Source organism: Hydrocarboniphaga sp. FW305-C-57, from assembly GCF_058783045.1.
In genome coordinates this window covers 39,933-64,287 of record NZ_JBYSYG010000014.1, presented here as the reverse complement: position 1 = coordinate 64,287, position 24,355 = coordinate 39,933, and the positions used below count along the sequence as shown (strand labels likewise).

Sequence of the window (24,355 nt, the reverse complement as noted above, 5' to 3'; positions counted from 1 at the left end):
GATTGAGCCTATAACCCTATCAGGGTAATATCGACATGGAAAAGAAGGTTCCACATTACAAGCTGGTGCTGGTCCAGGCGGAGGTTCGTCAGCGTGGCGTGGACGCCTTCACGCGCATGGCGCTGGATGGCGGCCGGGATATGGGTTTGGACTTCGAACAGATGGTGATGGCGGTTTGCGAACTGAGCAGCAAGCAGTTCTTCAAGAGCATGACCACGCTCGCGGATCACACCGTTTGGCAGGACGTGTACCACGCACCGACCCCGGCCGGCGTGGCTTATGTGAAGCTCACCATGCGCGACGGCGCCGTGGTGATTCAGTTCAAGAGGAAGTAGCGATGAAGCGTGTATGCCTGAACTGCGAAAGTGCCGAGATGAAGCATGGGGCGCGTGACGTGACCGTGACGCATCATGGATTCGAGACGGTGGTTCGCAAGCTGCGCGGCTGGCATTGCCCGAACTGCGGCGAGATCGAATTCGACAAGTGCGAAGGCGAGCGCTATGCGAAGGCGGTCGAGCAGTTGGAAGCCGAGGAACGTGCTTGGCTCGCGAGCACGCGGCGGAAGCTGAAGCTGACACAGCGCGAAGCCGCCGCATTGACGGGTGGCGGGCACAATGCGTTCAGCCGTTACGAGCGCGGTGAGGTGAAACCGGTTGTCGCCGTTGTCAATCTGTTCCGGCTGCTAGAAAAGCGGCCTGAGTTGTTGAAAGAGCTGCGATGAGCGGCCTAGCGTTGGGCGCTCCGTCCGAAAATCACTGCTTCGTACCAGATCGCCGGTCCGGTCAGGGTAGAACTGCATGCCACCAACCGTAGTGCGGCGAGCTTTCCTTGAGTTGAAATGGGCCGAGAATGCTGATCCGACGAACGACTTGCGGCAAACGGCGCTGGCTTTCCGAGTTGGCGTTTGCCCATGCGATGAGAATTTCCGGCGTTCCCATCGTTTGCATGGCAATGGGCGAAGCACTTGCTACGCGAACGGCGGGCCGATGCTGATGGACGAATCGCACCGCTACCGGGACGCACGCGGGCCAGTTGATGACGCGCATCCAATCCAGCGACTTATTCGCTCAGATACTCGGACAGACGCTTGATGCGCGGCGACGCCGGGCTCCATTGCGTGCGCCACGATTTACCGCCGCGCACTCCGGTATCTCTCTTTGAGATGTTGAAGATGTTGATCTGCACATCGCTGAGCAAGCTGCCGGATTTCCGGTCTCGTTGCGCGTAGTTTATCGATCATGAGCAACATATAACATGTAACAATATGACTTATCATGACTATATATGCGAAGCCGGTGCCGATTGCTCACATTGGCGCCAGCTGCCGCCGGAACAGGCGCCGAGATGCAGTTCCACCCGTAGCGGCCACTTGATCAGCGACCGAATCGATACGAAAACGCGAAGAACGCTGAGAATGTCGTGTCGTCCTCGACGAGCGGACTGTCCTTGGCGTCACCGAGCAGCACGGTGGAGCCGCCAGAGAGCGTCAGGTTGAGGCGAGGGGTCATCCGATAATTCAGCGTGATCGAAGCCGACGCATCCTTCGACCCAGGGTCCAAGTGGTACTCCGGCAAGCCGGAGGCGAGCGCTTGCGAAGCATTGATACCGAAGTAGCGATCCTGGTGCTGCTCGTTGGCCCAGGTAATGCCCACCGTCGGAATCACAAACAGCTGCCGTGTGAGCATCACCGGCCGCGACAAGCTCGCGTCCGCGATCAGGCCTCCGGTGCCACCGGCCAGTCCCTGCGTCGCCCCGAGTGTGGCGATGAAGCCGCCACCGCTCAGGCTGCCGAAGGCTCGTGCGCCGAGTCCCGTCGACAGTCGGCCGATGCCGTCCGGCACATCGCGCCCGCGATAGCCGGGCGTCCAGCTCAGGCTGGCACCGAGCGTGACATTGCGCGTTTCGACGACCTTGAGGCCGACACCGTTGCGCAGATTTACGAAGAAGCGGCCGATCGAAATGTCGATCGACGGCAGCGGCACCATGCGGTAACCATCCGCCCCTTGAAAGGTCGGCACGTACGCCACGCCCAAGCCCAGATTGAATTCTTTCTTGGCACGAGGCTGCTCCTGGTCCTGCTGCTGCGGAAGACTTTGCGCAAGGGACGTTCCCGTCCAGCCGAGTGCCGTCAACCCGGCTAGGGTCATCATCCGTCGCGTTATGTTGCTGCTTGCCATCACCTCAAATCTCCCGTGTCGAATACATCGTCCGGATGTCGCCACCGTCCGTCCCATCACCTTGCGCGTGGCGCAAAGCCGCATGAGCTCAGCGCAACAGGCGAAGCTCCATTAAACGGACGATATTGTCCGTTTGAAAAATGACCATAACACAAAGGATTTGATCGATGCCGCGTGAACCCCGTGTCACGCACACCCGAGTGACCGGATGCTCTAAAATTCTCGGGATTGATATGGCTTATGGCACAAGGGAAATCACGTGCGAGCGGACGCGGTGCATCATCGGGAACTCCTCGTCACCACCGCGGCGCGCGTGTTCGCCAAGTCGGGCTATGACGCTTCACTGCAACTCGTCATCGACGAATCCGGTTTGGGCCGTGGCACGCTCTATCGTCATTTTCCGGATCGAGGCGCACTGCTCGTCGCCGTGCTCGAACGGCAGATCGCCACGCTTGAGCACTTCGTGAGCGAGCGAATCGGCAAGCCGGACCTATTCTGTCTCTACTTGCGCGAGCAGGCGATCATCGGCGCACACTACCAGCCCAGTCGGCAATTTCTGGACACCGAGATCCCGGCGGCGCAGCGCCGGCGCCTGCGGAGTAAAGGCGAGAAGCTTGCCGTCCCGATCGTGGCGTCGGCCAAACGAAACGGTTACGTCGGCGACAGCTTCAGCGAAAGCGATCTGGCGTTCATTGGCCGCATGCTGATGAATGTCGCCGCGGACCCCAAAGTCAGTGGACAGAGAGACGCCATCGGCCGTGCCATCGACATCGTGCTGGATGGCATCCGGCCGCGAAGCGGCTGAAGTCGACGCCGTGGTTCGCTCCGGAAAGCCCGTGCCGTGGGCATGCCGGCCCTGCTCACGGTGTAGCTCGCCACCCAGCGCGCCCATCGAGGCAGTGCTGACGATGTGCGCTCCGCTTTGGCGCTTGCGCAGCAGCGGCAACATCGTTCGCGTGCCCAGGGACATGCCGGTCAGGTTGACGTCGATGATGCGCCGCCATTCCGCGAGATCGAGCTCCCCGACATGGCGAGCGGTTCCGGTGGGTGATGCCGGCGTTGTTGACGAGCAGTTCGAGCGAACCGCCTTGCGATTCGACGAAGTTCGCAGCGCGCTACCAATCCAGTTCGTTGCCGACGTCGAGCACGAGCGTCGAGACATGCTCGCCTTCAGCCACGAGATCCGCCGCGGCATTCCGAGGCCGCCTCGTCGACATCGGCGATCACGACCCGCAAGCCTTCGCGCGCCGCGGCCCGGGCGATGCCGCTCGCTCCACCCGTGACCAACGCAAGCCTTTTCGTCTGCTCGTTCATGGAGGATTGATTCTCAACGGAAACGTGAAAAATCCGGCTTGCGCTTTTCGAGAAACGCGGCGATCGCCTCTTTCGATTCGTCCGACTTCAGCTGCGCGGTGAAGGCCTCGGACTCGCACTGCATCTGCCCGGCAATATCGACCGATGGACGGCGCAACAGCTCGCGCGTGCACCGCAAGCCGCGCACGGGCATCACGGCACTGCATCGCGTGCTGGCTATGGACCTGCAGTTCCAGGGGCTCGAATACTGGCTCATCGACAACCCGATGCCGCGTCCGCCGCGCGAAGCCTGGGCAGCGAATCCACTGTTCAAGCGTGCGGTCGACGAACTCGACGCTTTATCGCGAAGTGCCGGCGACGAAGGCAGCGAATCCGATCATCGCCGACGAGGTGTACGAATGCCTGCTGCTCACGCGGCAGGATTTTCTCTCGATCGACTGGACCACCAACGCGAACATTCCGAGCTGCCAGCAATGGTGGCTCGACCAGGACACCGAGACGATGTGGCGTCGCTATCACGACAACCTGCGGCTGATCGGCCTGCACGAGCGTGACGAGACCTGGCTGCGGTCGGAGCCGCTGATCAGGTTCCCTGCGAACCGAGCAAGCTCGAAATCTTGGCTGCTGCATTTGTTAGCGCCTGCACCGTCGCCGCATTGGCTTGCGCGGGTAGGTAGTGGATCGAGCCAACGATGGCGAGTGCTCCGAAGGCCTCACCCCCATTGTGATGCAGCGGAGCTGCCAGTGCATTGACGCCCATGAAGACCTCTTCAGGCGCCTCGGCCCAGCCGCGCTTGCGCACGAGTTCAATCTCATGCAGCAGTCGATCGTGGTCGACGATGGTATGCGGAGTGCAGGACACCAGCGGCGATTTCATGACTTGATCGAGCAGCGCTTTGGGACCGAACGCGAGCGCGATCTTGCCCTGGGCCACAGTGTGGAAATGGAATTTAGTGCCCGGGTTCAGCAGGATCTCGAGCGTGCCGTGGCTGCGCACGAGATCGAGCACTACCACTTCGGAGTCGGTGAACGTGGTGATGACGATGGTCTGGCCAACCTGGTCTCGCAGCTCTTCCATAACCGGCTTTGCCAGTGCCGCTGCATTGAATTGGCGTACCAGACGCTGGCCGAGCAGAAACAGACGCCAGCCGATGCGGTAGCGGCTGCTGCGCGGGTTCTGCGTGACGTAACCCTGCTGCTTGAGTGCGGTCAGGTGTCGATGCACGCGGGCCTTGGGTAACCCCAAAGCATCGGCCAGATGAGTGACACCGCACTCGTTGTCTTGCTCAGCGAGAAGTTCCAGGATACGAAGCGAGATGACGGAGGTCGAAGCAGAGGCCCCGGCCTCGGCGTGCGCACCATCGCTGTCTTCTTCTCCCATCGGCTCGGTTACGGCGTCCCCAGTGGCCGGCAGATTGGTGGAGATTATTGCCATAAATGGATTGCTTCGTCTCGATGGATTTGAAGCACTAGCCTACCGTTCGCCCACTGCAAACCGCTAGGGGCCTGGGTGGGCGAACGACGACTCGAATCGCTCAGGGCAGGGTGACGAAGTGCTCGCCGAATACGTGGTACTCCTGCGGTTTCTGTTTGCTGTTGTCCTCCGGATGCACGTAGCGGATCGAGCTGCGCCCGCGGCAATGGCGCGGGAGCAGGAAGCAGCGAATGAAGGCCGTTGGCTCCAGTTCGGTGGTCGGTGCAAAAACGGGGGCATATCCGAGTTCGAGCCAAGGATCCCCGGCGGCATGCACGTGGGTTTGGCCAAGCGTCTCGATGGTGATCTCGCCATACAGGCAGATGCGAATGCCCGGCCCCTGATGCACGTGCGTGTGCGCGACGCCGCCCGGGGGAAAGGCAACACGGTCGCAGCGCATGAGCCAGCTCTGATGCGGATCGAGCTCGATGGTCTCTTCCATCTTGCAGACCGATTCGGTGCCCGGCGCCGAGCGCAGTTCGCCCGGTGAGCGCGTGCTTTCGCGCAGCAGTTCCCAACGCCAGATCCGAACCGGTGCCGGGCCGGACAACAGCGTGACTTCGCTGTCGCCAAGCCAGGCGCTCTGGGCCTGCTGATGCTGGCTTCCGGTCGCATGCTCGACGTGCAGCTCGCCTTCGACGGCGTAGATCGCGCGTGCCAGCGCCGGCAGATAGACAGGAGCCTGGGCGGGCGGCAACCGGTCCTCGAACACGCGCAATACGAACTTCTCCATGACGCTCCTCCTGTTGATCGCCGAAACCATCGGCGGCTGACATGAGTATCGCTAATCGATACTTACAAATCTATTTTTAAAATTTTGCTTGACTCATCGATCGACAGGCGTAGAGTAAGCGCCATAGAAAACGGGCGTATCGATTAACGATACAAACTGGCGACCAAAGAGACGCTGGCAAAGCGGCCGGCGGGTGAGGAGAGGCGACGTGGCAGTGAATTCGATGGCAACCCAAGCGGCGCTGCCGCGCAGCGGCAATCCCTGGTATCGCGGTGCGACGCGTGATCAATGGCGCGCGTTCGGCTCGGCCTACATCGGCTGGATGCTCGACATCATGGATTTGATGCTTTTCGCGATGATGATCCGCGTCATCAGCGTCGATCTGGCGTTCGACAAGGGCATGGCCGGCATCATCGCCTCGACCACCCTGCTCGCCACCGCCGTTGGCGGTCTGGTGTTCGGTTTCCTGGCCGACCGCATCGGCCGCACGCGGTCGATGGTGCTGAGCATTCTTTGCTATTCCATCGGCACCGCGCTCTGCGGTTTTTCCGAAACCGTCACCCAGTTGCTGATCTTCCGTTTCATTCTCGGCCTGGGCATCGGCGGCGAATGGTCGGCCGGCGCGGCGCTGATCACCGAAACCTGGCCAGCCGAGCATCGTGGCAAGGTCATGGCCTGGGTGCAGAGCGCGTTCGCGGTGGGCTATGCGCTCGCGGCCATCATCGCCGCCCTGGTGCTGCCGATCCTCGGCTGGCGCTGGGTGTTCGCCATCGGCCTGCTGCCGGCGCTGTTCGCTTTCTGGGTGCGTCGCCACGCCAAGGAGCCCGAAATCTGGCTCAACCAGAAATCGCGGCCCACGCTCGGCCAGGTGTTCACCACGCTGTTCGGTCCGCATCTGCGCAGCACGCTGGTCGGCCTGGCCTTCACCTCGGCGGCGATGTGCGGCTACTGGGGCCTGTTCACCTGGATTCCGGCCTATCTGGCGACGCCGGCTGCCGACGGTGGTCCGGGCTTCGATCTGGTCAAGTCGACGACGTGGATCGTGGTCATGCAGGTCGGTGCGGCGATCGGGTTCGTGACCTTCGGCTACATCGCCGACGCCATCGGTCGTCGCCGCGCCTTCATGGCTTTCTTCGTCGGCTCGGCGATCGCGGTGCCGCTATACGTCTCGATCAGCTCGCCGACGCTGTTGCTGCTGTTCGGCCCGGTGGTCGCCTACGTCGGTACCGGGTTCTACAGTGGCTTCGCCCCAACCTTCGCCGAACTGTTCCCGACTTCGGTACGCGCCACCGCGCAGGGCTTCATCTACAACACGGGCCGGGCGACGAGTGCACTTGCTCCGGCCGCGGTGGGCTTCTTCTCGCAGGGCAACAGCGTCGGTTCGGCACTCGGCGCGACCGCTGGCTTCTTCGCCCTCGCGGCGCTGATCGTCTTCTTCTTCCTTCCCGAAACGCGCGGCAGCGATCTGGACTGATCCAGCCGCGACTGACGCGTTTCAATCAATCGGGAGTTTCGATGCCCATCGTTCAAATCACCCTCGTCGCCGGCCGCAAGGAGGAGCAGGTGCAAGCCTGCATCCGCGAGGTGGCGCAGACCGTGAGCCGCACGCTGTCCGCGCCGATCGAAACCGTGCGCGTGATGGTCAGCGAGCTTCCGCCGACACGCTTCGCGGTCGGCGACAAGCTCAAAAGCGATCCGCGCTGAGCAAAACCCCAAATCATGAACAAAGAACTCATCCAGCAGCTCGGCGACGAGCTCTACGAAGCGCTGACGTCGGCGCGAGCGATCGCTCCGCTGACCGAGCGCTACGGCGATCTCGCCATCGTCGATGCCTACGCGATTCAGCAGCGCATGGTCGAGCGCCGGCTCGCCGCACGCGGCGAACGCATCATCGGCAAGAAGATCGGCGTCACGAGCAAGGCCGTGATGGACATGCTCAAGGTCGATCAGCCTGATTTCGGTTTGCTGACCTCGGGCATGCTCGCCCAGGACGGCGGTGCGATCGCAGCGGCGCAGCTCATCGCACCGAAGGCCGAAGGCGAAATCGCCTTCGTGCTCAAGCAGGATTTGCGTGGCCCGGGCGTCACCGTCGCCGATGTGCTGCGCGCCACCGAATTCGTGATGCCCTGCTTCGAGATCGTCGATTCGCGCATTCGCGACTGGAAGATCCGCATCGAGGACACCGTGGCGGACAACGCTTCGTCGGGCGTCTTCGTGCTCGGCGATCGCGCGATCAGTCCGCGCGACATCGATCTGGCCCTGGTCGGCATGACCTTGCAGAAGAACGGCGAAATCATCGCTACCGGCGCGGGTGCCGCGGCGCTCGGTCATCCGGCCAACGCGGTCGCCTGGCTCGCCAACACGCTCGGCCAGTTCGACGTCGGTCTCAGAGCCGGCGAAGTGATTCTGTCCGGCTCGCTCGCGGCGATGGTCAGCGTCAAGGCCGGCGACTCTCTCAGCATGACGCTCTGCGGCATCGGTTCCGCAGGCGTGCGCTTCGTTTAAGGACTCCTCGTGAAACTCAGTCAAGACATCATTCGCCAGCTCGCCGAAACGCTCGAAACTGCCGAGCTCGAATGCCGGCCCGTCACCAAGATCACCGACGCGTACCCCGAGATGGATTGGGAAGATGCGTACGCGATCCAGGACGAGATCAAGCGCCGCAAGCAGGAACGCGGCGTGCGCATTCCGGGCCTCAAGATGGGCCTGACCTCGATCGCCAAGATGAAGCAGATGGGCGTCGAAGAACCGATCCACGGTTTTCTGACCGACTACGGTTTGCAGCCCGATGGGGCTCGAATCGACACGAGTCGCTTGATCCATCCGAAAGTCGAAGCCGAAATCGCCTTCGTGCTCAAGCGTCCGCTGCAAGGTCCGGGTTGTCACATCGGCGACGTGCTCGCGGCCACCGATTTCGTGGTGCCGGCAGTCGAAGTCATCGATTCGCGCTACGAAAACTTCCGCTTCGATCTCAAGAGCGTGATCGCGGACAACACCTCGTCGGCACGCTTCATCGTCGGTGGCTCGCGCGATGCGCATGCGGTCGACCTCAAGAATCTTGGCGTCGTGCTGCGTAAGAACGGCGAGATCATGAGTACCGCGACGGGCGCAGCGGTGCTCGGCCATCCGGCGCACAGCGTCGCCACGCTCGCCAACATGCTCGGTGCGCGCGGACGCACGCTCGAAGCCGGAACGCTGATCCTGACCGGCGGCGTCACCGAGGCGATTCCGGTGCGCGCGGGCGATTCCATCGTTGCCGAATACCAGGACCTGGGCTCGGTGAGCCTGTCCTTCGCTTGAGCGCCGCGAGGCGACGGAGCACGACACAATGAGTCGGAACGCAGCGAACAAAGTGAAGGTCGCGATCATCGGTCCCGGCAACATCGGCACCGATCTCATGATCAAGGTGATGCGCAACAGCGAGCATCTGCAGATGGGCGCGATGGTCGGTGTCGATCCGGCTTCCGATGGCCTGGCCCGTGCATCGCGCCTCGGCATCGCGACGACGCACGAGGGCATCGAAGGCCTGCTCAAGCTCGATGTGTTCGCCGACATCGACATCGTCTTCGATGCGACTTCGGCCGGCGCGCACAAGAGGCACAACGACGTGTTGCAGCAGCATGGCGTGCAGGTGATCGATCTGACGCCGGCCGCGATCGGTCCATACGTGATTCCGGCGATCAATCTGCAAGCCGAAAACGCGAGCAACATGAACATGGTGACCTGCGGTGGGCAGGCGACGATTCCGATCGTCGCGGCGGTTTCGCGCGTCGCCAAGGTGCATTACGCCGAGATCGTCGCTTCGATTTCGAGCAAATCGGCCGGGCCCGGTACGCGCGCGAACATCGACGAATTCACCGAAACCACGCGCGCTGCGATCGAAAAGCTCGGTGGTGCCGAACGCGGCAAGGCCATCATCATTCTGAATCCGGCCGAGCCGCCGATGATCATGCGCGACACCGTGCTCGTGCTCTCCGAACTCGCCGATCAGGCCGCCGTCGAGCAAAGCATCGAGCGCATGATCGCCGACGTGAAAGCCTACGTTCCGGGTTATCGGCTCAAGCAGCGAGTGCAGTTCGACGTAATTCCGCCCGAAGCACCGCTCAACGTGCCGCAGATCGGACCGCGCCACGGACTCAAGACCACGGTGTTCCTCGAAGTGGAAGGCGCCGCCCATTACCTGCCGTCTTACGCCGGCAATCTCGACATCATGACCTCGGCCGCGCTGGCCTGTGGCGATCTCATGGCCCAGCGCCGCATGAGCGCCGGCATCGCCCGTACGCGTTCGAAGGAGCAGGCCGCATGAAGAAGCTCTACATCTCCGACGTCACCTTGCGCGACGGCAGCCACGCGGTGCGCCATCAGTACAGCGTCGCGCACGTCACCGCCATCGCCAAGGCGCTCGACGAAGCCGGCGTCGACAGCATGGAAGTCGCGCATGGCGACGGGCTCGAAGGCTCTAGCTTCAACTACGGTTTCGGCGCGCACAGCGACGTCGAATGGATCGCGGCCGCGGCCGCGGTCGCCAGGCGCGCCAAGATCACGACTTTGCTGATTCCGGGCATCGGCACCATTCACGATCTGCGCAACGCCTACGACGCCGGTGCTCGCGTGGTGCGCGTCGCTACGCATTGCACCGAGGCCGACGTGTCGAAGCAGCATCTCGAATACGCGCGCAAGCTCGGCATGGACCCGGTCGGCTTTCTGATGATGAGCCACATGACCACGCCGCAGAAACTTGCCGAGCAAGCCAAGCTCATGGAGAGCTACGGCGCGAGCTGCGTCTACGTGGTCGATTCGGGCGGCGCGCTAGGCATGAATGACGTGCGCGAACGCTTCCGCGCGTTCAAGGACGTGCTCAGGCCTGAGACCGAAACCGGCATTCACGCGCATCACAACCTGAGCCTCGGCGTGGCCAATTCCATCGTCGCGGTCGAGGAAGGGTGCGATCGCATCGATGCGAGTCTCGCGGGCATGGGCGCGGGCGCGGGCAATGCGCCACTCGAGGTGTTCATCGCTGCTGCCGAGCGTCTCGGCTGGAATCACGGCACCGATCTCTACAAGCTCATGGATGCGGCCGACGATCTCGTGCGTCCGCTGCAGGATCGTCCAGTGCGCGTCGATCGCGAAACGCTCGCGCTCGGTTACGCCGGCGTCTATTCGAGCTTTCTGCGGCATGCCGAAACCGCAGCGCAGAAATACGGACTCAAGACGGTCGACATTCTCGTCGAACTCGGCAACCGCAAGATGGTCGGCGGGCAGGAAGACATGATCGTCGACGTCGCGCTCGATCTGCTCAAGCGCAGCGAGGTACACGCTTAGCTCCGACGTAGCGCACAGCGCTGCGGGTCAGACCCGCTCGCAGCCGCTGCGATTCCTTCGAACAGTTTTCGGCTGGCGCCTGGCGCGCCGGTGCGGACCCCTGCGTTCGCACACACACAGATCGCGATCACGAATCCCAACACATCACAGCGGGATGAGAGGAGACGAACGATGGTACATCACACAATCAAGGCCGCATCGTTGCTGGCGTTCGGCGTCATGACGATGGCGTCGGTGGCCGCGCACGCGGAGACCGAAATCAAGATCAACGGCTTCGTGAAGCTCGACAGCATTTACAGCCGTTTCAGCGACGGCGCACCGATTTCGGCCGCGCGTGATTTCTACGCGCCGGGTCTGACGCCCGTCGTCCCGGGCGGCGGCGAGACCAAGGAATATCTCGACATGCACGCCAAGGAAAGCCGCTTGGCCGTGCAGACTTCGACCAAGGTCGGCGATTACACGCTCGGCAGCTTCGCGGCGGTGGATTTCATCGTCAATCCGGGTTCGACGGCCGACGAGCGTTTCGCCAATGCGTACACGCCGGGGTTGCGTCAGTTCTATCTGACGTTCGGTCCGATCACCGCAGGTCAGGACTACACCACGTTCCAGAACATGGTGGCCTTACCCGAATCGCTCGACTTCAGCGGCTGGCCGGCAGACGGCACGCCGTTCATTCGCCAGGCGCTGGTGCGCTACACGCAGGGCGGCTTCGACATCTCGCTCGAAAATCCGAACACGCTTGTCACCAACGCGACCAACAATCGCCTGATCGCCGATGAAAGCGTGCTGCCCGATGTCGCCGCGCGCTATCGATTCGGCTCGGGCGGCAATGTGTTCTCGATCGCGGGCCTGCTTCGTCAGCTGCGTTACGACGGCGGCACGCCGATCGTCAACGTGCAGGCGCTATCCGCACGTTCGAGCGATACGCTCGGCTACGGTGCGTCGTTCGCGGGCAAGGTGACGTTCGATCCGAACAACGACATCCGCTTCACCGTCAGCGGTGGTCGCGGCATCGGACGTTATCTCGCGTACAACGCGGTCAACGACGTGCAGATCGGTAGCGACGGCAAGCTCGACGGCATCGACGTCTACAACGGTTTCCTGGCCTATCGCCACGTCTGGTCGCAGCATTGGCACAGCACGCTCATGGGTGCGTACCTGCGTGCGAATCACGACACCGACGTGATCGGCGAAAGCGTGAGCCGCGACATCTACAGCGCGGCGATCAACCTGATCTACATTCCGGTCGAGCCGGTCTGGATCGGCGTGGAATATCGCCACGCCAGTCGCGAGCTCGAATCGGGCGATGCCGGTCAGCTCGATCGCGTGCAGTTCTCGCTGAAGTATCTGTTCTCATGGGGCACGCGCATTTGACTGCTTATCGGCGGTATTCATCGTGAAGCGCACCGGGGTCATGGGATATGCCCGATCGGACTGCGGTGGCCGGCACGTCGGATGAGATACGCAGGGCTTTCACCCACACCTCGGATTCGTGCTCTCGCTGGGCCCCTGGCGCGTGCGCGTGCTGCTCTGCTCAAGAGGGGCCATGGGTCGCCATGGCCTCTATGCACTGGTCCAGGCTAGGCTGCCTGGAGCGGTTGGTCGGGGGCGGGTGCCGTATGTTGAAATGATGGGCGTGATCGGCGTCATCGCACTGGCAGCAACCTCGGCATACTGGCAGGTGATAGGCCTGGCACGCCGCGAACTGGCGGAAGTCGAACTCGCTACAGTTCGACTAACCCGGACGCTCAACCTGATACGCTGTCCCCCGTATGTCGCGTCTGACCGCCACCTGGATGTTCTGCCTCGGCCTTGTGCTCACGCGCGTGCTGGGTGTGCATATTCACGTGTGTTCAGGCTTGGAACAACAGCCGACCGCCCATGAACAGCCGCACTACGCGGATGCCGGGCTGCTATTCGGGGAGTCCCACGACAGCGACCACGCCGATGACCGTGAGCTGGAACTGGCCGTCATGGCGGGCAACTCCGTTTCGGACGTGGACCTTGAGTCCGTCGCGCTGCCGTGCCCGGATCGGGCGACGCTCTCCACCGCGACGGGCTGGCTGTCCGTCCTGCTACCGCAAGGCCCGCCAACATCTGCGCTGCCTCGACCTTCGAATTTCACGCCGCCATCGCGCGGCCCTCCGTCTATCTCCCTGACCTGAACCTTCCTCCGCCTGAGCCGGGCGGTCGTTCATGCTGTCTTGGAGATTTTCATGTTTACCCTTCTGGGCCGCAGCCTATCGGTAGCTGCGGTGCTGTTGACGTTCGGCACATCGACTGCGGTCAGTGCCGAAGAGCCTGCTATCACCCTGGGCGGAGCCATCTCGCGCACGCTTCAATCGAATCCCGATCTCGCCGCCTACGCATATACGCTGAAGGCACAGGACGGCAGGATCATGCAATCGGGCCTGCGGCCCAATCCGATGTTGTCCGGCACTGTCGAAAATGTGCTCGGCACCGGTCAGGCCAGACGCGTCAAGTACGCCGAAGTCACGTTGATGCTGAGTCAGGTGATCGAGCTGGGCGGACTGCGCGATCGCCGGCTCGATGTCGCCCACCGTGAGCGCGATGGCTTGGAGGTCGATGGCGACATCCGGCGACTCGACACCATCGCCGAAACGGCGCGTCGCTTCGTGTCGCTGGCCTCACAGCAGGAACAGCACCAGCTCACGCACCTGGCTGTCGAACTGGCTGAGAAAACGGCTGTGGCCGTGGAAAAGCGGGTTGTCGCGGCCAAATCCCCGTTGGCCGAACGGGACCGCGCCGCCGTCGCGCTCCAGCGTGCCCGGAACGACGACGCCCATGCGGAGCACGAGCTGCAGACGGCCCGATACGCCCTGGCGGCGAGTTGGGGCGCGACCAAGCCGGACTTCCTGGAGGCTGCGGCCGATCTCTACGAGCTACCGACGACACGGTCTTACGACGAACTGCTCACGGTACTGGAAAACACGCCCGATCTGACCCGCTATCTGTCGGAAACACGCTTGCGCGATGCCGAGATCGCGTTGGCGATCGCCGGTCGGCGTCAGGGTTTCCAGATCGGCGCCGGTGTGCGCCGGCTCGAAGCGACCAACGACATGGGTTTCGTTTTCTCGTTCCAGATGCCGCTGCCGATGCGTGATCGCAACCAGGGCCTCATTGCCGAGGCCGAAGCTCGTCGCGACGGCGCTGCGGCCGAGCGCGAGGCCACGCTGGTCAAGGCGCGCACCCAGCTATTCGGTTACTACCGCGAATTGCTCGATCGGCAACGGCAGGTCGGGCTCATTCGCGAACAAGCGCTGCCGCGCATGGAGTCGGCCCTCGCCAATACCGACTATGCGTATGAGCGTGGCCGCTACAGCTATCTCGAATTGGTGGATGCCCAGCGCGAAATGCTGGACCTCAAGCGCGAGGCAATCGAAGCCGCCGCGCAGTACCACTTCAACCTCATCGAAATCGAACGACTCACCGGCACCGGCCTGAGTCGCTGAAGGACACCACACCATGCGCCATCTCATTCTTTTTCCCGCGCTGTTGGCGAGCTTGCTGTCGCTGGCTGCTTGCGGCTCGTCGACACCCGAAGACCACCAGGACGAACAGGGCCACGCTCACGACGATTCCAAGGGTCATCCCCAATCCAAGAAACACGATGAAAAGAAGGGTCACTCGGAAGGTGACCAGCACGAAGCCGGAGTTTCCGAATCCGGTGGGCACAGCGAAGCAATCAAGCTCACACCCGAGGCGATACAGGCTGCCCAGCTAGAAATCGCACCGGCAGCGCCGGGCACGATTCGCGAGACGCTGTCGCTTTACGGTGTGGTCAAACCCAACGCCGAACGCATTCGCAGTGTCACCGCGCGCTTTCCCGGCGTCGTACGCAGCGTCAGCGCCAAGATCGGCGACACCGTCCGGCAGGGGCAGACATTGGCGACGGTCGAAAGCAATGAGAGCCTGCAGGTGTATCCGATCACCAGTCCGCTTGGCGGTATGGTGACCGAGCGCGCCACCAATCCGGGCGAACAGGCCGAGTCGACCCCACTGTTTACGGTCGCCGACCTCGGCACCGTCTGGGTGGAGCTGGCGCTGTTCCCGCGCGATCGCGGTCGCGTGCAGGTCGGCCAAGCGGTACGCGTACAGACCGCCGATGGCGGGCCAGTGCGTGAAGGCAAGATCGTCTTCGTTTCGCCGCTGGGTGCTTTGAACACGCAGAGCCTCACCGCGCGGGTTCTGCTCGACAACGCCGATGGCTCATGGTCTCCGGGGCTGTATGTGCGCGGCGAAGTCACCATCGGCGAATCGAGCGCCGCGCTCGTGGTGCCTGCGGCTGCGTTGCAGGAACTCGAAGGTGGCACCTCGGTTTTCGTCGAGACACCCGAAGGCTTCATTTCGCGCCCGGTCAAGGTCGGCCGAAGCGATGGCCTCGTCGTCGAGGTGCTCGACGGCATCAAGGCGGGAGACGCCGTGGTTGGCGAAGGCAGCTTCGTGCTGAAGGCCGAGCTGGGCAAGGGAGAGGCCGAACATGATCACTGACGGTCGCTCTACCGCATTTGCCGGAGGGCACTGCAGTGCTTGAGAAGCTCCTTCAATTTTCGATCCATCGGCGCGGCATCATCATGGCGTCGATGCTAGCGCTGATCGCGCTGGGTGTCTGGAATTACCAGCGCCTGCCGATCGATGCGGTTCCCGACATCACCAATGTCCAGGTGCAAATCAACACCCAGGCGCCAGGCTACACGCCGCTCGAAGTCGAACAGCGCATCACGGTGCCGATCGAAACCGCGATCACCGGCTTGCCCGGCCTCGACTACCGTCGTTCGCTGTCGCGCTACGGACTTTCGCAGGTGACGGTTGTCTTCGACGATGGAACCGACCTGTACTTCGCTCGCAACCTCGTCAACGAGCGGCTGCAGCAAGCCCGAAGCCGGCTGCCCGAAGGCGTCGAACCGGCGATGGGCCCGATCGCGACTGGCCTTGGCGAGATTTTCCTCTACACCGTAGAGGCCGATGCCAAAGCACGCCAAGCGGATGGCAAGCCGTATGACGCGATGGCGCTGCGCTCGTTGCAGGACTGGGTGATTCGGCCCCAGCTGCTACAGGTGCCGGGCGTCACCGAGGTCAACAGCATCGGCGGCTATGCCAAGCAGTTTCACGTGCTGCCTGATCCCGGCCGACTGCTCGCCTACGGTATCACTATGGGTCAGGTCGCCGAGGCCCTCGAGCGCAACAACGCCAATCAAGGTGCTGGCTATCTGGAGCGCAACAAGGAGCAGCTGCTGGTGCGCATCCCAGGTCAGGTCACCGGCCTGGACGACCTGCGGCGCATCGTGATCTCCACGCGCGATGGCCTGCCGATCACTGTCGGGGACCTCGCCGAGGTGGCGCTGGGCAAGGAACTGCGTATCGGCGCAGCCACGCGAGACGGGCATGAAACGGTGCTCGGCACTGCGGTCATGCTGGTGGGCGCCAACAGTCGCACCGTCGCCAAGGCTGTCGCTCAACAGCTCGACAAGATCAACACTTCATTGCCATCTGGCGTGAAAGCCGTTCCGGCTTACGACCGCACCGTACTCGTCGACAAAGCGATCGCCACCGTGCAGAAGAATCTGCTCGAAGGCGCGCTGCTGGTCGTCGTGGTGCTGTTCCTCTTACTCGGCAACCTGCGAGCGGCACTGCTGACCGCAGCGGTGATTCCGATCGCGATGCTGATGACGATCACGGGCATGGTCGAGACTGGCGTGTCGGCCAACCTGATGAGCCTGGGGGCGCTCGATTTCGGCCTGATCGTCGATGGCGCCGTAATCATCGTGGAGAACTGCCTGCGGCGATTGTCGGACAGTGGCCAGGCACACACGCTCAACCTGCGCGAGCGATTCGAAACGGTGTACAGCGCCACGACCGAAGTCATCCGGCCGAGCCTGTTCGGCGTCTTCATCATCACCGCGGTGTACCTGCCAATCTTTGCCCTGCAAGGCGTCGAGGGCAAGATGTTTCATCCCATGGCGCAGACGGTAGTGATGGCGCTGGCAGCCGCACTACTGCTGTCGGTTACCTTCGTGCCGGCCGGCGTGGCCTTGCTGTTCCGCGGGCCTGTGCGCGAGAAGCACAACATCGCGCTGGACTGGGCGCGTCGCGGTTATGCGCCGCTGCTGCGCTTCGCCCTCAAGGCGCGGTGGGCTTTCGTCGCCGGGGCCGTGGTGCTGGTGCTTGCCTGCGGCTTGATCGCCAGCCGCATGGGCAGTGAGTTCGTGCCCAACTTGAATGAAGGCGACCTCGCCGTGCAGGCGCTGCGCATTCCGGCCACGGGCTTGACGCAATCCGTCGAGTTCCAGAAGCAGATCGAACAGCGCCTGTTGCAGTTTCCGGAAGTGCTCACGGCCTTCGCGCGGACCGGCACGGCCGAGGTGGCCACCGATCCGATGCCGCAGAACGTCTCGGACGGCTACGTCATGCTCAAGCCACACGATCAATGGCCTGATCCGAAGAAGTCCAAGGCCGATCTCGAAGCCGAGATACAGGAAGCACTGGAACAGCTGCCGGGCAACGCCTACGAGCTGAGTCAGCCGATCCAGCTGCGGTTCAACGAGCTGATCTCGGGCGTGCGTTCGGACTTTGCCGTAAAGCTCTACGGTGACGACCTCGACGTGCTGCTCAGATCCGGCAATCAGTTGGCTGGCGCCGTGCGCGGTGTCACGGGAGCCGAAGATGTGAAGGTCGAGCAGGTTTCCGGCCTGCCGGTGCTGTCGGTCCTGCCCAAGCGAGAGGCCCTGGCGCGCTACGGCGTCGCGCTGGCCGATCTGCAGTCGGTGGTTTCGACGGCGTTGGGTGGTCGCGAGGTGGGCGAAGTGTTCGAGGGTGATGCCCGCTACGACATCGTCGTCCGATTGGCAGAGGCCCAGCGGAACGACTTGCGAAATCTCGAGCGTCTACCGGTCAGCCTGCCGGGCGGCGGTACCGTGCCCTTGGGTGAGGTCGCCGATCTGGTCATTGCGCCGGGACCGAACCAGATCAGCCGCGAGGATGGAAAACGGCGGATCGTGGTGACGGCCAATGTGCGGGGCCGTGATCTCGGCAGCTTCGTTGCCGATGCGCAGACGGTGATCGAGAGCGTCTCGCTGCCATCCGGCTACTGGATCGACTACGGTGGCACGTTCGAACAACTGGAGTCGGCCAGCCAGCGCCTGGCGATCGTAGTGCCGGTAACACTGGCGCTGATCCTGGGCCTGCTGATACTGGCTTTCGGAAATCTTCGCGATGCGCTGGTGATCTTCTCGGGTGTGCCGTTGGCGCTCACCGGCGGCGTGCTGGCACTGTGGCTGCGCGACATCCCACTGTCGATCAGCGCTGGCGTCGGTTTCATTGCCCTGTCCGGCGTCGCAGTTCTCAACGGCCTGGTGATGGTGAGCTTCATTCGCAGCTTGCTGGACCAGGGCAAGCCATTGGAGGACGCGATCATCGAAGGTGCGCTCACGCGCTTGCGGCCGGTGCTGATGACGGCGCTGGTTGCCAGTCTGGGCTTCATTCCGATGGCCCTGAACAGCGGCACTGGCGCCGAAGTGCAGCGGCCGTTGGCCACGGTGGTGATCGGCGGCATCATGTCGTCCACCATGCTGACGCTCCTGGTTCTGCCGGGCTTGTTCCGCATGAGCCGGAGGGAGCGTCCCAAGCCGCCTTTCGTCAGTGTCACGCCGCTCGCCAGCCCCACGGAGTTCTCCGCATGAACGCCTCGACCTCGACGCGCCGTGTCACGCGCACTTCGCAGTTCCGCATCCCGACCATGGACTGCGCTTCTGAGGAATCAGAAATCCGGCGCACGCTGGAACCGGTGGCCGGCATCGAGTCGCTGAGTTTTCAGCTCGGTGCACGAACGCTCGCGATCACCGCCCCGGAAGTCGTGGTGAAGGAGGCGGTGTCGGCGATTCGTGGCGCCGGCTTCGAGCCGCAACCGCTAACGCCGGACGCTGAAGCCTCGGCCGAGGAGGCCGACCTGCACGATTTGCAGGGCGTGTCAGGTGGACTCTGGCGCCTGCTGCTGGCACTCGCCTTGGCCACCGCAGCAGAGCTGCTGTCGTTTCTGGGCGGCGAAAGCACCGCGGTGGCCGCAGGCGAGATAGTACTGGCGGTCGCTGCGATCTGGCTGTCGGGACTGGAGACCTACAAAAAGGGGTTCAACTCGCTGCGTCATGGCCGCCTCAACATCACGGCGCTGATGACCGTGGCCGTGACCGGTGCCTTCCTGATCAAGCAGTGGTCCGAGGCGGCGATGGTCATGGCGCTCTATGCCATTGCCGAGCTGATCGAAGCCCGTTCGCTCGATCGCGCACGCAACGCCGTCAAGAGCCTGATGGCACTCGCGCCCGCACAGGCCGATGTGCACCAGCCCGATGGCAGCTGGAAAGCCACTGCAGCCACCGACGTATCGCTGGAGGCGGTTGTGCGCATTCGCCCAGGTGAGCGCGTGCCGCTCGACGGCGTCGTCACCGCCGGCACCAGTGCCATCGACCAGGCACCTGTCACCGGCGAGAGCATCCCAGTCGACAAGACCCTAGGCGATTCCGTTTTCGCGGGCACGATCAACCAGGCGGCCGAACTGGAAATCCGCGTCACTGCTGGCGCCAATGACACGACGCTGGCTCGCATCATTCACGCGGTCGAGGCGGCGCAGGGCTCGCGTGCGCCGACACAGCGCTTCGTGGACCGCTTCGCCGCGGTGTACACGCCGGGCGTGTTCGTACTGGCCCTGGCGGTGGCTCTGCTCACGCCCTGGCTCGCCGGCTGGACGTGGATGCAGGCGATCTACAAGGCGCTGGTGCTGCTCGTGATCGCCTGTCCCTGCGCATTGGTGATCTCGACCCCGGTCACGGTGGTTAGTGCGCTGGCCGCCGCCGCCAGACGCGGCGTCCTCATCAAGGGCGGCACGTATCTCGAAGAGGCGCGCAAGCTCAAGGCCATCGCACTCGACAAGACCGGCACGATCACGGAAGGCAAACCTCGCCTGGTTGTCTTCGAATCGCTGGCCGCCGACGTGCCAAAGGACTTGATCGCACTGATGGCCACCAGCCTTGCCGGCCGCTCGGACCATCCGGTTTCCAAGGCCATTGCCGAAGGGCTGAAGCGCGAAGGCGTTGCGGTGACGGGTTTCAAGGCCTTGTTGGGACGAGGCGTCGAGGGAATGGTAGATGGCCGTTCTTACGCGCTCGGGAATCACCGTCTCATCGAGGAGCGCAAGCAGTGCAGCCGGGAACTCGAAGCCCGGCTGGCCGTCGAGGAGCAGCAGGGGCGTACCGTCACGCTGCTGGTGTCGGAGGCTGGCGTGCTGGCGCTCTTCGCCGTCGCCGACACGATCAAGGAGACATCGCGCACAGCGGTATCGGACTTGAAATCGTTGGGGATAGTGCCCGTCATGCTCACTGGCGACAACCCGGCGACGGCGCGCACGATTGCCGACCAAGCCGGCATCGAGGATGCCTACGGCGACCTGCTGCCCGAGAACAAGCTGCAGGCGATTGAATCGCTGGCTGCCAAATACGGGCCGACGGCGATGACCGGCGACGGCATCAACGACGCGCCGGCACTTGCCAAAGCCGATATCGGCATCGCCATGGGCGGCATGGGAACGGATACGGCGATGGAAGCGGCCGATGTCGTGATCATGAACGACGATCCGCGCAGCATCCCATTCACCATCCGCCTGTCGCGCAAGACCCACGCAGTGCTCTGGCAAAACATCTCCCTGGCGCTGGGCATCAAGGCTCTATTCTTGGTGCTGGCTGTCTTCGGAAACGCCTCGATGTGGATGGCCGTCTTTGCCGACATGGGCGCAAGTCTCCTGGTGGTCGGCAACGGGCTTCGCTTGCTGAGAGCGTCGGGAGCACGATCACGTCTGCTCGTTTCGCCAGGCCAAGCACCAGGCGGAGGCGCAGATCGGCGACCGTGACCTGCCTGATGGCGCGCTTATGCTTAGGGAGACTCTGAATAAGTCTCGCGATGGCAGCGATCCGTAGGCAGTCGATACTGGATTGAGCTGCATTGCACGTTCGGCGTCATCGAGCGGCACGAAATCGCCGATTGGCCGCATTTCTCAGCTACCTTGCCGCCCCATGGGCGAATCGCGGGCGCAATGTCGCTGAGGCCGGCAGGAGCCGCTTACGCATCATCCATAGATTCGATAGCGCAAACAGCGTGATGATCTGTGCCGTATTCTTCGCCAGCCCTTGAAGCGGACCTTCTGGTAGCCAAACTGCCGCTTGATTACCCGAAAGGGATGCTCGACAAAAGCACGAATGCAGGCCTTGGCTTTCTCCGCCTTCTCGGCAGCCTATTTCTTTCGGCCTTCTGGCATGGCCTGAATTCGGCCGCGGCGTGCCGCGGTCTTCCATTGCAGGTTCTTGCGGACAATCCGCTTGTCTGTGCAGGTATAACCCGCGTCGGCATAGACCACTTCTTCCTTGCCGTGCAGCAGTTGGCCGAATCTTGCCAATCGTCCCCACGCATAGCACTCTAGGCATCCCCCTTCGATCGTCTTAAAGAGGAGTCTGGCGCCTGCTCAAGTTTTACGTGATCAGAGCGCCCTATGCCTGCTTAGTTCTGCGTGAATTCACATCAGGGTGCCTTATGCCAAATTCAAGCATTTCTAGGCAAAAAGATGGCGGACCGAAGTCCGCCAATAGCCTTGGTGAGCGACGAACGGTGGAGGAGGAGGAGATTCCACCGTGTCGACTCCAGATTAAATCGTTCGATGCGGCGAGGCTTCGCGCTCAGTGCAGTTGAATTGGCAGGCCGTGCAAGCGTCGAGATCGAGGCACGGATCAGCGCGTCACTGAATGTAGACAGGGCCGCGCAATGGTGTTCTGAGGCTCTGACCTGAGGCGCTGGCGAGCTGTCCGTCGATGGCCAGCGTGTAACGTCCAGGCTTCAGATTGGAGTGCACGATCAGGCGTGGGTTATTGCCGGCCTTCCAGCCGCCTGCAACCGCCTGGCCGGATTCGTCGACCAGCTTGAGCGCGTTTCCGAGTTCGCCAGGGTTGCCGACGTCGTGAGAAAACAGAACGGCCACCGCACGTTGGCCTTCGACTTGCCCGACGTATTGCACGCCGAACGGATCGGAGGATGTCGCATTCCACCAGGGGCGCAGTACTTGCGCGGCCGGTGGTGGAGCCGGGCGATCCGTCCGGCTTGCAACGCGAGCGGGCGCTGCGGGGCGCTCCTGATGATGGGCGGCAGGCGTATCACTCGCTTCTGCGGTCGATTCCGCTTCGGATGAGCCGTAGTCCGAAGCCACTTGCTCGCCGGGCTCGCTCTCGCCGGTCGATAGTGCTTGTTCGGCATACGGTTCGCTCGAGGCGAAATCTTCGGTCGATGCAGGCGAGCTGGAGTCGTCAGCGACATCAGCTTCCGGCGCCGGTGAAGGTTCTGCGGCAGCGGGCTCGGGTGCGGAGGCCGTCGCGGCGGCTTCCGGCGAGGAGGTTTGCGCCTCAGCTCGTTCCTCGTGCTGCGTTCGCTCGGTGCGCGACAGCGGGTCTGCCCGGTCTGGCAGGAAGAAGTTGAGTCCGACTCCACTGCCGACGCCGACCGCAACGGCGCCCAAGATCATCAGCGCGCCTTTGAAGCGCGTCGTCTCGCCCGAACTGATGGACTGCTCCATTCGAATCTCTCCTCGTTGATGCGTGCCCGAGCGGCTGGAGCCCGGTGCAGTTGCGCCTTGAATCTATTTTGATACGATATTAAACAACAACACAACTTAAATGTATCATAACGAAATAGAGATACATATCGATCCGTCCGCGCCAGTTCGGCGGGACAGGTATTTCCATGTGGAGAGGAGAGAGACACGTGTCCAAGGGAAAGAAGGCGATAGGTGCACAGCTAGGCTTTTTGGTCGCAATAGGCACTACGTCGTCGGCGGCGGTCGCAAGTGATGGCTGGTATCTGAGTGCCAACGCAGGCGCGACGTTCGCCGAGTCGCAGAATTTCAAGATCGACTTCGCCAATGAGACCCTGGTCAACCGCGATGGCCATTTCGCGAAGGTCGAGCTCGATGACGGCTGGATCGGCGGGCTCGGCGGTGGTTACGCGTTTTCGAGCGGACTGCGCACGGAGCTGGTCTTCGATCGTCGGCGCAACGATCTCGATAGCCTCGTGCAACCGCCGGCCGGATTGTTCGGCAATCAGGGTGGCGCTGCGACCAACGTCCATGGGCGCGAGATCGTCAACAGCGCGATGGCGAACCTGTGGTTCGATCTGTTCAAGAGCAGCTGGATTCATCCGTACATCGGCGGCGGTGCAGGTTATGCGCAGCTTTCATTGCGCGATGCCGGTTACAACAACGCCGATTTCTTGAGCAAGCACGACGGAGTCCTCGCTTATCAGTATGGCGGCGGTCTGACGGTCGACATCGGCGCGAACTGGGCCGTCTCTCTCGACTATCGTCGTTTCGAGACCGACAAGGGCAAGTTCGATCTGCTCGGCGATAGCGGCAGTGCATCGAAGTTCAAGTTCCGCTACCAGGCCGACGAGGCGCTGCTGAGCGTGCGCTACTATTTCGATGGCAAGCCCGAGGCCAGGCACGAAGAAACCCCGCAGGCTGAAGAACCCGTCAACGTGGTGGAGCCGATCGCTTCGGATGTTCCGGAAGAAGCCGCGCCAGCCCCGGTTTCGGAAACGACCGCTGCTTGCGAAGCGCCGAAGCCCGGCCAGCGCATCAGCCTGGATGGCTGCAAGGTCGGCGACACCCTCGTGCTGCGCGGCGTGACGTTCGAATTCAACAAGGCCACGCTGACGCCGGACGCCAGGAGCATCCTCGACGAAGTCGCCGATGAGCTCAACGCGCGGGGCGACATCAAGGTCGAGGTCGATGGACACACCGACTCGCGGGGCTCGGACAGCTACAACCAGCAGTTGTCGGAAGGGCGCGCCGACGCCGTGAAGGCTTACCTGGGCGAGCGCGGCATCGATCCGTCGCGCATGACGTCCCAGGGCTTCGGTGAAACCCAGCCGATCGCCGACAACGAGACTGATGAAGGTCGCGAGCTCAATCGCCGCGTCGAGCTCAAGGTGATCGACGCGGGCGATGGACAGCCTGCCGGGGCCACGGCATCGGAAGCGGCGGTGGAGCTCGAGCCCGAGGCGGAAGAAGCGACGGCAGAGCAGCCGGCCGAATAAGCGTCGGCACAGGCCGGGCGCGGAGCCTGTTCGATGAGAGAGCTCCGCCGCCCGCGGCCTGCTGAAACCGATATGCCGGTACCACTCGGTGGAGACGATTCGACGCGCCTGATCGGCGCGTTCGGGGCGCTTGCGATCCATCTGTCGTGCGCACTCGCATGGGGCCACCTGATGCCGATCGTAGCCATGCTTCCT

The 24,355-nt window shown here is 62.9% G+C and carries 23 protein-coding genes and 2 pseudogenes; 17 read left to right on the top strand and 8 right to left on the bottom strand.

Annotated features, from left to right (window positions below):
• The first annotated feature begins 35 nt into the window (after window positions 1-35).
• Together AC3WUM_RS21720 and AC3WUM_RS21715 are read left to right on the top strand one after the other, a co-directional pair.
• A complete protein-coding gene (locus tag AC3WUM_RS21720) occupies window positions 36-335 on the top strand; it encodes a type II toxin-antitoxin system MqsR family toxin (RefSeq protein WP_322266488.1) in 300 nt (99 codons plus the stop codon).
• Between the two features lie 2 nt (window positions 336-337).
• A complete protein-coding gene (locus AC3WUM_RS21715; protein ID WP_322266487.1) occupies window positions 338-721 on the top strand; it encodes a type II toxin-antitoxin system MqsA family antitoxin in 384 nt (127 codons plus the stop codon).
• Between the two features lie 652 nt (window positions 722-1,373).
• Here AC3WUM_RS21715 and AC3WUM_RS21710 read toward each other — a convergent pair.
• Window positions 1,374-2,222, bottom strand: coding sequence for a MipA/OmpV family protein (locus AC3WUM_RS21710; protein WP_322266486.1), 849 nt, complete (start codon window positions 2,220-2,222; stop codon window positions 1,374-1,376).
• A gap of 214 nt (window positions 2,223-2,436) precedes the next feature.
• Here AC3WUM_RS21710 and AC3WUM_RS21705 point away from each other — a divergent pair, with 214 nt between their 5' ends.
• Window positions 2,437-2,982, top strand: a complete 546-nt coding sequence (locus AC3WUM_RS21705) for a helix-turn-helix domain-containing protein (protein ID WP_322266485.1) — start codon at window positions 2,437-2,439, stop codon at window positions 2,980-2,982.
• 87 nt (window positions 2,983-3,069) lie between these two features.
• Here AC3WUM_RS21705 and AC3WUM_RS21700 read toward each other — a convergent pair.
• From AC3WUM_RS21700 to AC3WUM_RS21690, 3 genes and pseudogenes are all read right to left on the bottom strand, one after another.
• Window positions 3,070-3,339, bottom strand: a pseudogene (locus AC3WUM_RS21700) (SDR family NAD(P)-dependent oxidoreductase); the annotation flags it as partial.
• Between the two features lie 8 nt (window positions 3,340-3,347).
• Window positions 3,348-3,491, bottom strand: a complete 144-nt coding sequence (locus AC3WUM_RS21695) for a hypothetical protein (protein WP_322266484.1) — start codon at window positions 3,489-3,491, stop codon at window positions 3,348-3,350.
• A gap of 13 nt (window positions 3,492-3,504) precedes the next feature.
• Entirely contained in the window at window positions 3,505-3,684 is a 180-nt protein-coding gene (locus AC3WUM_RS21690; protein WP_492412962.1) for a hypothetical protein, read from the bottom strand.
• Between the two features lie 25 nt (window positions 3,685-3,709).
• Here AC3WUM_RS21690 and AC3WUM_RS21685 point away from each other — a divergent pair, with 25 nt between their 5' ends.
• On the top strand, window positions 3,710-4,045 hold the full coding sequence (locus tag AC3WUM_RS21685) for a hypothetical protein (RefSeq protein ID WP_492412960.1): 336 nt from the start codon (window positions 3,710-3,712) through the stop codon (window positions 4,043-4,045).
• A 29-nt stretch (window positions 4,046-4,074) separates the two neighbouring features.
• Here AC3WUM_RS21685 and AC3WUM_RS21680 read toward each other — a convergent pair whose 3' ends face one another.
• Together AC3WUM_RS21680 and AC3WUM_RS21675 are read right to left on the bottom strand one after the other, a co-directional pair.
• Window positions 4,075-4,926 (bottom strand): IclR family transcriptional regulator, encoded by an 852-nt coding sequence (locus tag AC3WUM_RS21680; protein WP_322266482.1) that lies wholly within the window; start codon window positions 4,924-4,926, stop codon window positions 4,075-4,077.
• Between the two features lie 100 nt (window positions 4,927-5,026).
• Window positions 5,027-5,728 (bottom strand): hypothetical protein, encoded by a 702-nt coding sequence (locus AC3WUM_RS21675; protein WP_492412958.1) that lies wholly within the window; start codon window positions 5,726-5,728, stop codon window positions 5,027-5,029.
• Between the two features lie 178 nt (window positions 5,729-5,906).
• Here AC3WUM_RS21675 and AC3WUM_RS21670 point away from each other — a divergent pair, with 178 nt between their 5' ends.
• From AC3WUM_RS21670 to AC3WUM_RS21615, 12 genes are all read left to right on the top strand, one after another.
• Complete coding sequence (locus tag AC3WUM_RS21670; protein ID WP_492412956.1) at window positions 5,907-7,172, top strand: MFS transporter; 1,266 nt, start codon at window positions 5,907-5,909, stop codon at window positions 7,170-7,172.
• Between the two features lie 41 nt (window positions 7,173-7,213).
• On the top strand, window positions 7,214-7,402 hold the full coding sequence (gene thmT, locus AC3WUM_RS21665) for a 2-hydroxymuconate tautomerase (RefSeq protein ID WP_322266479.1): 189 nt from the start codon (window positions 7,214-7,216) through the stop codon (window positions 7,400-7,402).
• A 15-nt stretch (window positions 7,403-7,417) separates the two neighbouring features.
• Window positions 7,418-8,203 (top strand): 2-oxopent-4-enoate hydratase, encoded by a 786-nt coding sequence (gene dmpE, locus AC3WUM_RS21660; protein WP_492412954.1) that lies wholly within the window; start codon window positions 7,418-7,420, stop codon window positions 8,201-8,203.
• A 9-nt stretch (window positions 8,204-8,212) separates the two neighbouring features.
• Window positions 8,213-8,998 carry a 2-oxo-3-hexenedioate decarboxylase gene (gene dmpH / locus AC3WUM_RS21655; protein WP_322266477.1) on the top strand — a complete coding sequence of 262 codons (786 nt, stop codon included), beginning with the start codon at window positions 8,213-8,215 and terminating at the stop codon, window positions 8,996-8,998.
• A 28-nt stretch (window positions 8,999-9,026) separates the two neighbouring features.
• Window positions 9,027-10,004 (top strand): acetaldehyde dehydrogenase (acetylating), encoded by a 978-nt coding sequence (locus AC3WUM_RS21650; protein WP_322266476.1) that lies wholly within the window; start codon window positions 9,027-9,029, stop codon window positions 10,002-10,004.
• Window positions 10,001-11,020, top strand: a complete 1,020-nt coding sequence (dmpG, locus tag AC3WUM_RS21645) for a 4-hydroxy-2-oxovalerate aldolase (protein WP_322266475.1) — start codon at window positions 10,001-10,003, stop codon at window positions 11,018-11,020. Before AC3WUM_RS21650 ends, dmpG begins: the two co-directional genes overlap by 4 nt.
• A 171-nt stretch (window positions 11,021-11,191) precedes the next feature.
• Window positions 11,192-12,394, top strand: a complete 1,203-nt coding sequence (locus AC3WUM_RS21640; protein WP_492412951.1) for a DcaP family trimeric outer membrane transporter — start codon at window positions 11,192-11,194, stop codon at window positions 12,392-12,394.
• A gap of 398 nt (window positions 12,395-12,792) precedes the next feature.
• Window positions 12,793-13,185, top strand: a complete 393-nt coding sequence (locus AC3WUM_RS21635; RefSeq protein ID WP_322266473.1) for a hypothetical protein — start codon at window positions 12,793-12,795, stop codon at window positions 13,183-13,185.
• Window positions 13,186-13,236: 51 nt separating this feature from the next.
• Entirely contained in the window at window positions 13,237-14,493 is a 1,257-nt protein-coding gene (locus tag AC3WUM_RS21630) for a TolC family protein (RefSeq protein WP_322266472.1), read from the top strand.
• A gap of 13 nt (window positions 14,494-14,506) precedes the next feature.
• Window positions 14,507-15,532, top strand: a complete 1,026-nt coding sequence (locus AC3WUM_RS21625) for an efflux RND transporter periplasmic adaptor subunit (protein ID WP_322266471.1) — start codon at window positions 14,507-14,509, stop codon at window positions 15,530-15,532.
• 35 nt (window positions 15,533-15,567) lie between these two features.
• Window positions 15,568-18,720, top strand: a complete 3,153-nt coding sequence (locus tag AC3WUM_RS21620) for an efflux RND transporter permease subunit (protein ID WP_492412949.1) — start codon at window positions 15,568-15,570, stop codon at window positions 18,718-18,720.
• Window positions 18,717-20,936 (top strand): heavy metal translocating P-type ATPase, encoded by a 2,220-nt coding sequence (locus tag AC3WUM_RS21615; RefSeq protein WP_322266469.1) that lies wholly within the window; start codon window positions 18,717-18,719, stop codon window positions 20,934-20,936. The genes AC3WUM_RS21620 and AC3WUM_RS21615 overlap by 4 nt, the downstream gene beginning before the upstream one ends.
• A 148-nt stretch (window positions 20,937-21,084) precedes the next feature.
• On the opposite strand, the pseudogene AC3WUM_RS21610 reads toward AC3WUM_RS21615, so the two are convergent.
• Window positions 21,085-21,302: pseudogene (locus tag AC3WUM_RS21610) on the bottom strand (transposase); the annotation flags it as partial.
• Window positions 21,303-21,815: 513 nt separating this feature from the next.
• Window positions 21,816-22,643, bottom strand: a complete 828-nt coding sequence (locus AC3WUM_RS21605) for a hypothetical protein (RefSeq protein ID WP_322266468.1) — start codon at window positions 22,641-22,643, stop codon at window positions 21,816-21,818.
• A gap of 188 nt (window positions 22,644-22,831) precedes the next feature.
• On the opposite strand from AC3WUM_RS21605, the gene AC3WUM_RS21600 reads away from it, so the two are divergent.
• Complete coding sequence (locus tag AC3WUM_RS21600) at window positions 22,832-24,160, top strand: OmpA family protein (protein WP_322266467.1); 1,329 nt, start codon at window positions 22,832-22,834, stop codon at window positions 24,158-24,160.
• The last annotated feature ends 195 nt before the right edge of the window (window positions 24,161-24,355 follow it).